Annotated in this window: 9 protein-coding genes; 5 read left to right on the forward strand and 4 right to left on the reverse strand. The window is 63.8% G+C overall.

Annotated elements, in window-relative coordinates:
• Positions 1-51 precede the first annotated feature (51 nt).
• Positions 52-264 (forward strand): cold-shock protein, encoded by a 213-nt coding sequence (locus FEZ61_RS09280; protein ID WP_017641736.1) that lies wholly within the window; start codon positions 52-54, stop codon positions 262-264.
• A 200-nt stretch (positions 265-464) separates the two neighbouring features.
• Here FEZ61_RS09280 and FEZ61_RS09285 read toward each other — a convergent pair whose 3' ends face one another.
• The 3 genes from FEZ61_RS09285 to dapE are packed head-to-tail and all read right to left on the reverse strand — an operon-like array spanning position 465 to position 2,805.
• On the reverse strand, positions 465-848 hold the full coding sequence (locus FEZ61_RS09285; RefSeq protein ID WP_064307967.1) for a hypothetical protein: 384 nt from the start codon (positions 846-848) through the stop codon (positions 465-467).
• 5 nt (positions 849-853) lie between these two features.
• A complete protein-coding gene (locus FEZ61_RS09290; RefSeq protein ID WP_173148364.1) occupies positions 854-1,666 on the reverse strand; it encodes a putative RNA methyltransferase in 813 nt (270 codons plus the stop codon).
• Entirely contained in the window at positions 1,663-2,805 is a 1,143-nt protein-coding gene (gene dapE / locus FEZ61_RS09295; protein ID WP_173148366.1) for a succinyl-diaminopimelate desuccinylase, read from the reverse strand. The genes FEZ61_RS09290 and dapE overlap by 4 nt, the downstream gene beginning before the upstream one ends.
• Before the next feature lie 1,133 nt (positions 2,806-3,938).
• Here dapE and ltrA point away from each other — a divergent pair.
• Positions 3,939-5,678 (forward strand): group II intron reverse transcriptase/maturase, encoded by a 1,740-nt coding sequence (gene ltrA, locus FEZ61_RS09300; protein ID WP_145152957.1) that lies wholly within the window; start codon positions 3,939-3,941, stop codon positions 5,676-5,678.
• Between the two features lie 138 nt (positions 5,679-5,816).
• On the forward strand, positions 5,817-6,602 hold the full coding sequence (tcdA, locus tag FEZ61_RS09305; protein WP_173148368.1) for a tRNA cyclic N6-threonylcarbamoyladenosine(37) synthase TcdA: 786 nt from the start codon (positions 5,817-5,819) through the stop codon (positions 6,600-6,602).
• A gap of 471 nt (positions 6,603-7,073) precedes the next feature.
• On the opposite strand, the gene mltF is transcribed toward tcdA, so the two are convergent.
• Positions 7,074-8,558, reverse strand: coding sequence for a membrane-bound lytic murein transglycosylase MltF (gene mltF, locus FEZ61_RS09310; protein ID WP_173148370.1), 1,485 nt, complete (start codon positions 8,556-8,558; stop codon positions 7,074-7,076).
• A 316-nt stretch (positions 8,559-8,874) separates the two neighbouring features.
• On the opposite strand from mltF, the gene purL reads away from it, so the two are divergent.
• Entirely contained in the window at positions 8,875-12,774 is a 3,900-nt protein-coding gene (gene purL / locus FEZ61_RS09315) for a phosphoribosylformylglycinamidine synthase (RefSeq protein WP_173148372.1), read from the forward strand.
• Between the two features lie 102 nt (positions 12,775-12,876).
• The gene (locus tag FEZ61_RS09320; RefSeq protein ID WP_173148374.1) at positions 12,877-13,191 is read left to right on the forward strand and encodes an NGG1p interacting factor NIF3; all 315 of its coding nucleotides are present in this window, start codon (positions 12,877-12,879) and stop codon (positions 13,189-13,191) included.

Below are 13,191 nucleotides of genomic sequence, written 5' to 3' on the forward strand. Positions count from 1 at the left end.
AGGCTGTGGCGAGCGGGGATAGGAAATCCAGAAAAGCTTCGGAGAGATGTGATGGGTGAGCAACGCGAAACCGGGACCGTCAAGTGGTTCAATGACGCCAAGGGATATGGATTCATTCAACGCGAGGGCGGCGCCGACGTGTTCGTTCACTACCGCGCCATTCGTGGTGAAGGCCACCGCTCCCTGGTCGAAGGCCAGCAGGTGGAGTTCTCGGTGATCGAAGGCCAGAAGGGTCTGCAGGCCGAAGACGTCGCCCGGCTGTAAGAGCCTATTCAAAGTCTGCTGCGCGTCGGCCAAACGGCGTTGAAAATGGCTTCGGAATGCTCATTTACCACTCGTAAACTCGTTCGCGAGCCCGGTCCGCTTCCTTAGCCATTTTCGCCTTGTTTGTCTCTAGCTCGCGAGCCTTTGAACAGGCTCTGAGCCCGCTTCGCGAGGAGCGCAATGCTCCTCGCGCCTTCAGTTCACTCGGTGCGCCAGACGATTTCCTCGACGCCCTCGTCCGTCACCTTTAGCCAGCGATCGGCGGTTTCTTCCTCTTCTTCCTCGCTCCAGCCACTCGGGGCGCAGCGTACCTGCACCTGCAGGGCCGCCTGGGCGTCGCGGGCACAGGCCAGGTCGTCTACCCAGGGCGAGACATCGCTTTCCAGCAGCAGGCTGTGCCACTTGCCCACCGCCTTCGGCAGCCAGGTGACTGGAATGGGCTCGCCACCATAGCGCAGGGTGCACTTGAAGGTCTGCCCACGCGCCTGCCAGGCGCAAGGCATGGCGAACACCTGTTCGAGCCAGGCCGAGACGGCGTCCTGGTCGACGTCCTTTAGGTAGATTTCGATATCGGGCTGGCGCATGGGGCTTAGGCTCCGGATTTGACGATCCAATCGTAACGTACTGCCACCCGCACCTCGAAGGGCTCGGCGAGAACCCGCTCGCGTCGCTCGGCGTTGACCCGCCAACCGTGGGGCGTCATGGCCAGCAGGTCTTCGCGGGTCTGGCGCTCGGTCAGCGGCAGCACGAATTCGAGCCCTTCGCTGTGGGCCAGTTCCAGACCTGGCGGCAGATCCTGCAAGTGCTTGTCTTCGGCATAGTCGCGCACCTCGTCATAGAGCCGCTGGCGCAACTCCAGCAGGTGGGCGCTGGCCGGACCCAGGCGCAGGATTCCGCCGCCCGGTGCCAGCACGCGCAGGGCTTCGGCCCAGTCGATGGGGCTGAAGACACTGGCCAGCAGCTGGCAACTGGCGTCCGGCAGCGGCAGACGCGCCATGCTCGCCACCAGCCAGGTCAGCGCCGGGGTACGTCGGCAGGCGCGGCGCACCGCCTCACGGGAGATGTCCAGCGCATAGCCGTCGGCTGCGGGCAGGGCCTGGGCCAGACGCGCGGTATAGAAGCCTTCGCCACAGCCCACGTCGATCCAGCGCTGAGGTGTGCGTTCGGCGGCTAGCTGCGCCAGGCGCTCGGCCAGGGGCGCATAGTGACCGGCATCGAGAAAGCGCCGGCGCGCCTCGACCATCGCGGCGTTGTCACCCGGATCCAGGCTCTTCTTGTGCTGCACCGGCAGGAGGTTCAGGTAGCCCTGGCGGGCGCGGTCGAAACGATGGCCGGCGGCGCAACCGACGCCACCCTCGAGTTCGGCCAGCGGGGCCTGGCAGAGCGGACAGATCAGCTTCATGCCAGCAACCGCACCAGGGTGCCGTAGTAGACCTCGGTCAGCAGATCCAGGTCGCTGGCCAGGACGTGCTCGTCCACCTGGTGGATGGTGGCGTTGACCGGACCCAGTTCCACCACCTGGGCGCCAAGGGTGGCGATGAAGCGACCGTCCGAGGTGCCGCCGCTGGTGGAGGCCTCGGGGCGATAGCCGGTGACCGCCTCCACGCTGGCCGCGACGGCGTCGAGCAGGTCGCCCGGCTCGGTGAGGAAGGGCAGCCCGGACAGCGACCAGTCGATGTGCCAGTCCAGGTCGTGGCGATCGAGGATGGCCTCGACGCGGGCCTGCAGGCCTTCCACTGTGGATTCGGTGGAAAAGCGGAAGTTGAACAGCGCCTGCAGTTCGCCCGGCACCACGTTGCCGGCGCCGGTGCCGGAATTGAGGTTGGAAATCTGGAAGCTGGTGGGCGGGAAGAAGGCGTTGCCGTCGTCCCATTGCTCGGCGGCGAGATCCGCCAAGGCCTGGGCCGCCAGGTGGATGGGATTGCGCGCCAGGTGCGGGTAGGCCACGTGGCCCTGCTTGCCGCGCACGGTCAGGCGGCCATTGAGCGAGCCGCGGCGACCGTTCTTGACCACATCGCCCAACAGCCGGGTGCTGGAGGGTTCCCCGACGATGCACCAGTCCAGCCGCTCGCCGCGCTCGCGCAGGCGCTCGACCACGGCACGGGTGCCGTGCAGGGCGGGGCCTTCCTCGTCGCTGGTGATGAGGAAGGCGATGGCGCCGCGATGGTCCGGGTGGTCGGCGACGAAGCGCTCCACGGCGATGATCATGCTCGCCAGACTGCCCTTCATGTCGGCGGCGCCGCGGCCACGCAGCATGCCATCGGCATCCACGTGGGCATTGAAGGGCGCCTGCTGCCAGGCCTCCAGCGGGCCGGTGGGCACCACGTCGGTGTGGCCGGCGAAGCACAGCACCGGACCCTCGCCGCCACGGCGCGCCCAGAAGTTGTCCACCTCCTCGAAGCGCAGCGGTTCCAGGGCGAAGCCCAGGCGCTCCAGGCGCTGCATCATCAGCGCCTGGCAACCTTCGTCCAGCGGCGTGACCGAGGCCCGGCCGATGAGGTCGCAGGCGAGTTCCAGGGTGGGGGTGAGAGCGGTGGTCATGGCGGGTCCCGGGAGGCGGCTAGGGTTCAGGGGGAGCGGTATGGTAAAGGAAAACCTATACTGTGGCTTTTGGTGCGACACGAATGCTCGTGTTGTGCTTGGTTGGTAGCTTGCCTTGGCACCTAAATCCTTGTTTTACAAGGGTTTAAAGCCTGAAGAAGCTCGAGAGCCGGTCCTGCCGCGTCTGCTTTGACCCACCTGTGGGGACATTACGATCCCTGCACGTCAGGGTTAGTACGTCTCAATTTTGGCCGTTTCCGGCTATAAATTGATCAATCGGACGTAACAGAGAGCAATTTCCATTAGTGGAATTGTATCTAAATGTAACAAGACTCCCTGTGGGTGATCGATCCCGCAAGGGGTCAATCCATCACTGGGATGCCTTGGTCTCATTTGGCCTATGCCAACGTCGTGAGACGCTAGGGTATCTCGTCCAAGCACGGAGCAACCGCTCCGTTGTGCATTGCTCAACCTCGCTGGCATAGGGGGCACCGAGCCTGGCATGTACCTGCCAGTTCACTACATCGGCATGCGTCGGGGGCCAACCCTGGGGTGTGAAGCCCGATCGACAACGTCCTACCCCAAATGGGGGTGCGATGGCTGGTAACAGCCACGTGCAGCTCCCGAATTGCACGGGGGCAAGGGGCTAGTGACCTAACCCGTACGGTTAACGAAAGTGAATCGTCGTTTGACCCTCCGTAAACAGTAACGGGCCTACGGCAATTAATAGGCCTTAGCCAAAAACGGCACCGCAGTTCGGCGCTCGCCGTCAAAAGAGGCGACGCGGTACCACTATGACTGCCGGGGGAAAGACGGAACCTAACCGGGGAATCGATGCACATCGGGGAACGTGGCAATCCCGACCACCCGCCTAACCAGCAACATCGGAAGGCAGGCAATCCGCAAGGAAAGCTGTTGGGTGTGGGGAATGGGAGGGTGCAAAAAGCGAATGGCTGTCTGTAATGGGCGGCATATCGATTGAAACATTATCGACAGGGGCAACCCTGGCTGACGTGCACCTGGTTTACGGGCGCATGATCTAGTGCTGATTTCCAGCGAAACGACCCTAGGGGTGACTTCAACCCCTAGGGGGAGAAGTCCGTCCCGAAGGTTACTGACCTGAGGAGGACTGTATGAATACGCAACCAGCAACACCGGTTTCGTCTGCGTCTCCTGACGGTGTGAAGGGCTGGCACGATCTCGATTGGGCCAAGATCCAAATCTCCGTTCGGAAAACGCAGTTGAAGATTGCGCAGGCAACAAAGGCTAGTGACTGGCGTAGGGTTAAACGTCTACAACGGTTACTGACCCATTCGTTTTATGGTCGCTGTTTGGCTGTAAGACGGGTGACTGAAAACCGGGGTCGCAAGACTCCGGGCGTCGATGGAGAAACCTGGGGGACGCCCCCAGCCAAGCTCTACGCCGCGAAGCGTCTATCGGAGAAACGAGGCTATCGGCCCAAACCGCTTCGGCGGGTGTGGATACCGAAGCCAGGAAAGAAGGAAAAGCGTCCACTAGGCATACCGACGATGTTTGATCGGGCCATGCAAGCGCTCTACTTAGCCGCCCTTGAGCCGGTTATCGAAAGCAGCAGCGATCCGAAAAGTTATGGCTTTAGGCCTGACCGATCAACGACTGATGCAATGGCCGAACTCTTCAACCTACTCTCACAGCGGACCTGTGCCCAGTGGATATTGGAAGGAGATATCAAGGGGTTCTTCGACAACATCAATCACGAGTGGCTGTGCCAGAACGTCCCTATGGACAAGAAGGTGCTGCGGCTGTGGTTGAAGGCCGGGGTAATCGACCGGCGACACTTCAAGGCTACGGAGGCCGGAACGCCACAAGGTGGGATCATCTCGCCCTGCTTGGCCAACGCCACACTAAATGGGTTGGAGTCTCAGCTTCGAACGTATTTGATTTCCAAGTTTGGGAAGAAAAGGGCGGAGAAGCTAAAGGTGCATGTGGTTAGGTATGCGGATGATTTCGTCATCACAGCGGATAGTAACGAGCTGTTGCGTGACGAAGTCCAACCATGGGTCGAGCTATTCCTGTCAGCACGAGGGGTCAAGCTGTCCTCTGAGAAAACTCATATCACTCACATCTACAAAGGCTTTGACTTTTTAGGGTGGAACTTTAGGAAGTATGTGCCGAGGTCGCCATATAAGCGTGCCAAGCTATTTATAAAACCGGCAAGAAAGAATGTTTCTGCATTCTATCGTAAGGTGAAAGAGATAGTGAGGAGCAGTGGTGCACTAACTCAGGGAGAGTTAATCGGACGCCTAAATCCGGTACTGAAAGGGTGGGCTAACTATCACTCTCCAGTGGTGGCAAAGAAGACCTTCAATAAGCTAGATAGCGACATTCACTGGCTATTGAAGCGGTGGGCGAAACGCAGACATCCAAGAAAACTGGCCGCATGGTGTGAAAACAAATACTTTCATGCAATCGGCACGCGGAACTGGGTGTTTGCATCCCTTCATAAGAGTAGTAAAGGAGAGCAGAAGCTCCGTCAGCTTTACAGATTGGCGGATACGGAGATTGTGCGGCACATGCACCTAGCGGTTGAGTACCAACCCTATGATGTGGAGCGCGAGCAGGAGTGGGAGAAGTTAAGGGTCAAACGGATGCAGCACAAGCTGCGTTATCGAAGACAAATACTTTATCTTTTCCGACGACAGCAAGGAAAATGCGCGCTGTGTGGTCACGCAATTACTAAAGAGACTGGATGGGACGATCACCATGTCATCAGACGGGTGGACGGCGGTCCAGACACTTTGAACAACCGTACACTTCTTCACCCAAGCTGCCACTCGCTGGTTCATAGCCGGCGGCATAAGGTAACCCTGCGATACAGCGGTCTTAAGTGTTAAGATCGTAGTCACAGTTGCCGGCCAGCTATTGGCTGGTTTTTCGTAAGCTTGAGCCGTGTGCGGTGAAAGTCGCCCGCACGGTTCTTAGGGGGCTCTGGATCAGATAATGATCCAGGGCTACCCGACTGGAAAGCCTTCATGACGTTCGATGAACAACGCTTCGGCGGGATCGCCCGGCTCTATGGGCAGGAGGCCGTCGAGCGCCTGGCCGCCAGTCACGTCGCCGTGGTCGGCATCGGCGGAGTGGGTTCCTGGGCCGCCGAGGCCTTGGCCCGTAGCGGCGTCGGTCGCATCAGCCTGTTCGATCTGGACGACGTTTGCGTCAGCAACACCAATCGCCAGGTGCACGCCCTGGACGGCCAGGTGGGGCGACCCAAGGTCACGGTGATGGCCGAGCGCATCCAGGCCATCAACCCGGCCTGCACGGTCAAGGCGGTGGCGGACTTCGTCACCCGCGAGACCATGGCCGACTACATCACCGAGGAGCTCGATCTGGTGCTGGACTGCATCGACAGCGTGGCCTCCAAGGCGGCATTGATCGCCTGGTGCAAGAGACGCAAGATCGCCATCGTCACCACTGGCGGTGCGGGCGGCCAGATCGACCCCACCCAGATCCAGGTGGTGGACCTCAATCGCACCTACAACGACCCCCTGGCCTCGCGGGTGCGTTCGCTGCTGCGCCGAGACTATGGTTTCTCGCGTAATCCCAGCCGCCACTACAGCGTGCCCTGCGTCTTTTCCACCGAGCAGCTGCGCTATCCCAAGCCGGACGGCAGCGTCTGCCAGCAGAAGAGTTTCGTCGGCGACGGCGTGCGCCTGGACTGCGCTGGCGGCTTCGGCGCGGTGATGATGGTCACCGCCACCTTCGGCATGGTCGCCGCCGCCCGCGCCGTGGACAAGCTGATCCAGAAGCCCAAAGGCTAAAGCTCTCGTAGGTTGGGTTGAGCGCAGTGAAGCCCAACGCTGCCCAGGTCGAGTCCGCAATGTTGGGCTTCGACGATGGAGCCGTCTCAGCCCAACCTACGTCCTAATGATGGGACGCTTCGGTAGGTTGGGTTGAGCGCAGCGAGGCCCAACGCTGCCCAGGTCGAGCCCGCAATGTTGGGCTTCGACGATGGAGCCGTCTCAGCCCAACCTACGTCCTGGTGATGGGGCGCTTTGGTAGGTTGGGTTGAGCGCAGCGAAGCCCAACGGTGCCCAGGTCGAGTCCGCATGTTGGGCTTCGGCGATGGAGCTGCCTCAACCCAACCTACGTTCAGAGGACGATGGTCGCTTCGGTAGGTTGGGTTGAGCGCAGCGAAGCCCAACGGTGCCCAGGTCGAGCCCGCATGTTGGGCTTCGGCGGTGAAGCTGCCTCAGCCCAACCTACGTCAGCGCCAAGACCGGGCCGCAGCCTCACATATCCTGGGGCGTTTCCCGGACGGGACGGTCGTCGGCGATGGCGGGGACGTGCAGGCCGGTCTTGGCTAGTTGCTGGCCTTCCATCTGCGGCTGGGTGGTCCAGGTGAGGATGTCGTAGTAACGGCGCACGTTCTGCACGAACTGCACTGTCTCGCCGCCGCGGGCGTAACCGTAGCGGGTCTTGCTGTACCACTGCTTCTGCGCCAGGCGCGGCAGCATCTTCTTCACGTCCAGCCAGCGATCCGGGTCCAGGCCCTGGGATTCGGCCAGGCGGCGGGCGTCGAGGATGTGGGCGATACCGATGTTGTAGGTGGCCAGGGCGAACCAGGTGCGATCCGGTTCGCGGATGCTGTCGGGCAGCTCGTCGCGGATCTGGTCGAAGTACTTGGCGCCGCCGGTGATGCTCTGCTCGGGGTCCAGGCGATTGGATACCCCCATGGCCTGGGCGGTGTTATTGGTCAGCATCATCAGGCCGCGTACCCCGGTCTTGGAGGTGGCGTCCGGCGTCCACAGCGATTCCTGGTAGCCCATGGCGGCCAGCAGGCGCCAGTCCAACTGGTGTTTCTGCGCCACCTTGCGGAAGTGCTTCTCGTACCTGGGCAGGCGTTCCTGCAGGTGCTGGGCGAAGGTGTAGGCACCGACGTAACCAAGCACGTCGACGTGGCCGTAGTAGCGCTCCTTGAGCTGCTGCAGGGTGCCGTCGCGGCGGACCTTGTCCAGGTAGGCGTTGACCGCGTCGAGCAGGCTGTTGTCCTCACCGGGCTGCAGCGCCCAGGCCTGGCCCTGGTTATCGCCCAGGTCGAAGGCCACCCGCACATTGGGGAAATAGACCTGGTTCATGGCCAGTTCGTTGGAATCCACCAGGGTCAGGTCGATCTGGCCCTCGTCGACCATGCGCAGCAGGTCGCTGACCTCCACCTGATCGGATTCGTCGAAGGCCAGCCCCGACACCTGGGCCTGCAGCGCCTTTAGTTGCTGGGCCTGGCTGCTGCCCTTGAGCACCAGGATGCGCTTGCCGACCAGGTCCTTGGGCGTGCTGGGGCGGACGGTGCCGTTGCGATAGATGACCTGGGGCACCACGTCCAGATAGCTGCGGGAAAACTTCAGACTCTGGCGATTGATCGAAGGCGTGAGGCCGGCCGCGGCGATCACCGGCCCGTCAGGCGCGGTCAAGCGATTGAAGAGGTCGTCGAGGTTGTCGGCGGTGCTGATTTCCAGGCGTACCTTGAGCGATTCGGCGAAGCCCTTGACCAGTTCGTATTCGAAGCCGGTCTCGCCGTTGCGGTCCTGGAAATAGGTCGCCGGACTGTTGCGCGTCACCACGCGCAGGACTCCCGCCTGCTGCACCTGCTCCAGCGCGGTAGGCTTGGGCGGCGCAGGCACGTCGGCCTCCCCGCAGCTCATGAGCAAGGCGAGGAAGGGCAGGGTAAGCCAGGCGAATCGCTTGAAGGCTCTATTCAAATGGGCTAGCTCGGCCATACGGCATCAAAACGGCACTGGCGCCTTGCTGACGCGCCTCATCGGTCGGCCCCTCCGGGCACTCGTTATGGTCGGGACGCTCCGCGCCACCGGTCCGGCCAAAGGCTCTATCCTGAGCCCAATGGGGAGCCGCGTCCATGGGGCGCGGCAGGCCGTAACGGCGGGCAGTATACGCGAGAAGTGGCCCAGCGCCCATTTTATACATACAAGGATGGTGGTAAGGCTGCATGAACCCTCGTCGCCGGAAGGTGTCCCCGGCGCGCCTTTAGGCTAGAATGCACGGCCCCAAAGTGACTTGGCCCCGAGGCTGTCCCCGATGCTGATCCTGCGCGGCGCTCCCGCTCTTTCTTCGTTCCGTCACGGCAAACTTCTCGACCAGCTGACTCGCCTGGTTCCCGGTGTCTCCGGGCTCTATGCCGAGTTCGTTCATTTCGCCGAAGTCGCCGGCACCCTGAGCGCGGAGGAAGAGGGCATCCTCGGCCGACTGCTGCAATACGGCCCCAGCGTCCCCCAGCAAGAACCCCAAGGCGCGCTGTTCCTCATCGTCCCGCGCCTGGGCACCATCTCGCCCTGGTCGAGCAAGGCCACCGACATCGCCCACAACTGTGGCCTGGCGCAGATCGAGCGTCTGGAGCGCGGCGTGGCCTACTATGTCGCCGGCGAGCTGGACGGCGTTGCCCACGCGCAGCTGGCCGCGGCCCTGCATGACCGCATGACCCAGCGCGTGCTGCCGACCCTGGACGCCGCCGCCGACATCTTCAGCCATGCCGCGCCCAAGCCGCTCACCGCGGTGGACGTGCTCGGCGGTGGTCATGCCGCGCTGGAGCAGGCCAACCTCGAGCTGGGCCTGGCCCTGGCCGAGGACGAGATCGACTACCTGGTCAAGAGCTTCACCGCCCTGGGGCGCAATCCCCATGACATCGAACTCATGATGTTCGCCCAGGCCAACTCCGAGCACTGCCGGCACAAGATCTTCAATGCCAGCTGGGACATCGACGGCGAAAGCCAGGAGAAGTCGCTGTTCGGCATGATCAAGAATACCTACGAGATGAACCGCACCGGCGTGCTGTCCGCCTACAAGGACAACGCCGCGGTCATGGAAGGCTTCACCGCCGGCCGCTTCTATCCCGACGCCGAGTCCCGCGAGTACGGCGCGCACAGCCAGCCCGTGCACATCCTGATGAAGGTGGAGACCCACAACCACCCGACGGCCATCGCCCCCTTCCCCGGCGCCTCCACCGGCTCCGGCGGCGAGATCCGCGACGAAGGCGCCACCGGCCGCGGCTCCAAGCCCAAGGCCGGCCTGACCGGCTTCACCGTCTCCAACCTGAACATCCCCGGTTTCGAGCAGCCCTGGGAGCAGCCCTACGGCAAACCCGAGCGCATCGTCACCCCGCTGGACATCATGATCGAGGGCCCGCTGGGCGGCGCCGCCTTCAACAACGAATTCGGTCGCCCGGCTCTAGCCGGCTACTTCCGCACCTTCGAGCAGCAGGTCGAGACCCCCCGTGGTCCCGAGGTGCGCGGCTACCACAAGCCGATCATGCTCGCCGGCGGCCTGGGCAACATCCGCGCCGACCACGTGCAGAAGGGCGACATCTCGGTGGGCGGCAAGCTCATCGTGCTCGGTGGTCCGGCCATGCTGATCGGTCTGGGCGGCGGCGCCGCCTCGTCCATGTCCACCGGTGCCAGCTCCGCCGACCTGGATTTCGCCTCGGTGCAGCGCGAGAACCCGGAAATGGAGCGCCGCTGCCAGGAGGTCATCGACCGCTGCTGGCAGCTGGGTGAAAACAACCCCATCACCTTCATCCACGACGTGGGTGCGGGCGGCCTGTCCAACGCCTTCCCCGAACTGGTCAACGATGCCGGGCGCGGCGGTCGTTTCGAGCTGCGCAACGTGCCCAACGACGAGCCGGGCATGAGTCCGCTGGAGATCTGGTGCAACGAGTCCCAGGAGCGCTACGTGCTCTCCGTGGACGCCGAGAACTTCGAGACCTTCAAGGCCATCTGCGAACGCGAGCGTTGCCCCTTCGCCGTGGTCGGCGAGGCCACCGAGGAGCGCCAGCTGACCGTGGCCGACAGCCACTTCGGCAACAACGCCGTGGACATGCCGCTGGACGTCCTGCTCGGCAAGCCGCCGCGCATGCACCGCAGCGCCACCCGGGAAGCCGAGCTGGGCGACGCCTTCGACGGCGCCGGCCTGGACCTGACCGAGTCGGTGGAGCGTGTCCTGCGCCACCCGGCCGTGGCCAGCAAGAGCTTCCTGATTACCATCGGCGACCGCACCATCACCGGCCTGGTCGCCCGCGACCAGATGGTCGGTCCCTGGCAGGTGCCGGTGGCCGACTGCGCCGTGACCGCCACCAGCTTCGACGTCCACACCGGCGAAGCCATGGCCATGGGCGAGCGCACCCCGCTGGCGCTGCTCGACGCGCCCGCTTCCGGCCGCATGGCTATCGGCGAGACCATCACCAACCTGGCCGCCGCGCGCATCGACAAGCTCGGCGACATCAAGCTCTCCGCCAACTGGATGGCCGCCGCCGGCCACCCGGGCGAAGACGCGCGCCTCTATGAAACCGTCAAGGCGGTGGGCATGGAGCTGTGCCCGCAGCTGGGCATCACCATCCCGGTCGGTAAGGACTCCATGTCCATGAAGACCCGCTGGCAGGACGGTGGCGAAGACAAGAGCGTCACCGCGCCACTGTCCCTGGTGATCACCGGCTTCGCCCCGGTGCAGGACATCCGCCGCACCCTGACCCCCCAGCTGCGCTTGGACAAGGGCCAGACCGACCTGATCCTGATCGATCTCGGCCGCGGCCAGAATCGCCTGGGCGGCTCCATCCTTGCCCAGACCCACGGCAAGCTCGGCCAGCAGGCTCCCGACGTCGACGAAGCCGAAGACCTCAAGGCCTTCTTCGCCGTGATCCAGGGCCTCAACCAGGACGGCCTGCTGCTGGCCTACCACGACCGTTCCGACGGCGGCCTCATCACCACCCTGGTGGAAATGGCCTTCGCCGGTCACTGCGGCCTGGCCCTGCGCCTGGACGCCCTGGCCGCCGACCGTGACGAGCTGACCCGGGCGCTGTTCGCCGAAGAACTGGGCGCCGTCATCCAGGTGCCCCAGGACTTCACCCACGAGGTGCTGGCCCAGTTCAGCGCGGCCGGTCTGGAAGACTGCGTGGCGGTGATCGGCAACCCGGTCAACGGCTACGAGATCAACATCCACTACCACGACGAGCATCTCTACCGGGCCGAGCGGCGCATGCTGCAGCGCGTCTGGAGCGAGACCAGCTTCCAGATCCAGCGCCTGCGCGACAACGCCGACTGCGCCCAGCAGGAATTCGACGCTCTGCTGGAAGAGGATCATCCGGGTCTGTCGGCCAAGCTGGCTTATGATCCCAACGAGGACATCTGCGCCCCCTACATCAAGAAGGGCGTGCGGCCCCAGGTCGCCATCCTGCGCGAGCAGGGCGTCAACGGTCAGGTGGAGATGGGCGCGGCCTTCGATCGCGCCGGCTTCGCCGCCATCGACGTGCACATGAGCGACATCCTCTCCGGTCGCATCGACCTGGCGGACTTCAAGGGCGTGGTGGCCTGTGGCGGCTTCTCCTATGGCGACGTGCTCGGCGCCGGCGGTGGCTGGGCCAAGTCCATCCTGTTCAACGCCCGGGCCCGCGACGGCTTCCAGCAGTTCTTCGAGCGCACCGATACCTTCACCCTGGGCGTGTGCAACGGCTGCCAGATGGTCGCCAACCTGCGCGAGCTGGTGCCCGGCAGCGAATTCTGGCCGCGCTTCGTGCGCAACCGCTCCGAGCAGTTCGAGGCACGGGTGGCCATGGTCCAGGTGCAGGATTCGCCCTCGCTGTTCCTCGCCGGCATGGCCGGGTCGCGGCTGCCCATCGCCATCGCCCACGGCGAAGGCTTCGCCGAGTACCCGAGCCAGCAGGCGCTGGTCGCCGCCGATGTCTCCGGCACCGTGGCGCTGCGCTATGTCGATGGCCACAGCAAGGTCACCGAGACCTATCCGGCCAACCCCAACGGCTCGCCGCTGGGCATCACCGGTCTGTCCAGCCAGGACGGTCGCGTGCTGCTGATGATGCCGCACCCCGAGCGCTGCTTCCGCGCCGTGCAGAACTCCTGGATCCCGGCCGACTGGCAGGGCGAGGACGGCGGCTGGATGCGCCTGTTCCGCAATGCGCGGGTCTGGGTGGACTGAGTCCTCGGCTCGCGTCTGACGAAACCCGCGCCTCGGCGCGGGTTTCGTCTTTCTGGGAAGGGTTTAAGCTGAAGGGGTCGTCCCCTGTCCCCGGAGTCATCGATGTTCAAGCTGTGTTTCTATGTCCCCGACTCGCACCTCGAAGCCGTCAAGCAGGCGATCTTCGCCGTGGGCGGCGGTCGCATCGGCCGCTACGACAGCTGCTGCTGGCAGGTCCGGGGCCTCGGCCAGTTCCGCCCGTTGCCTGGCAGCCAGCCGCACCTGGGCGAGCAGGGCAGTCTCGAACGGGTGGAGGAATGGCGGGTGGAGCTGGTGCTGGCCGACGAAGCTATCGCCCGCCAGGCCGTGGCGGCGCTCAAGGCGGCGCATCCCTATGAGACGCCGGCCTATGACGTGGTGCAGGTGCTGGATTTCTAG

Origin of the sequence: Pseudomonas sp. MS15a(2019), from assembly GCF_013277805.1 — a bacterium.
Lineage (GTDB): Bacteria > Pseudomonadota > Gammaproteobacteria > Pseudomonadales > Pseudomonadaceae > Chryseomonas > Chryseomonas benzopyrenica.

Bases quoted from the DNA above. Each gene is read 5' to 3' on its own strand.
- FEZ61_RS09280 (WP_017641736.1), top strand. From the start codon at position 52: ATGGGTGAGCAACGCGAAACCGGGACCGTCAAGTGGTTCAATGACGCC.
- FEZ61_RS09285 (WP_064307967.1), bottom strand. From the start codon at position 848: ATGCGCCAGCCCGATATCGAAATCTACCTAAAGGACGTCGACCAGGAC.
- FEZ61_RS09290 (WP_173148364.1), bottom strand. From the start codon at position 1,666: ATGAAGCTGATCTGTCCGCTCTGCCAGGCCCCGCTGGCCGAACTCGAG.
- dapE (WP_173148366.1), bottom strand. From the start codon at position 2,805: ATGACCACCGCTCTCACCCCCACCCTGGAACTCGCCTGCGACCTCATC.
- ltrA (WP_145152957.1), top strand. From the start codon at position 3,939: ATGAATACGCAACCAGCAACACCGGTTTCGTCTGCGTCTCCTGACGGT.
- tcdA (WP_173148368.1), top strand. From the start codon at position 5,817: ATGACGTTCGATGAACAACGCTTCGGCGGGATCGCCCGGCTCTATGGG.
- mltF (WP_173148370.1), bottom strand. From the start codon at position 8,558: ATGGCCGAGCTAGCCCATTTGAATAGAGCCTTCAAGCGATTCGCCTGG.
- purL (WP_173148372.1), top strand. From the start codon at position 8,875: ATGCTGATCCTGCGCGGCGCTCCCGCTCTTTCTTCGTTCCGTCACGGC.
- FEZ61_RS09320 (WP_173148374.1), top strand. From the start codon at position 12,877: ATGTTCAAGCTGTGTTTCTATGTCCCCGACTCGCACCTCGAAGCCGTC.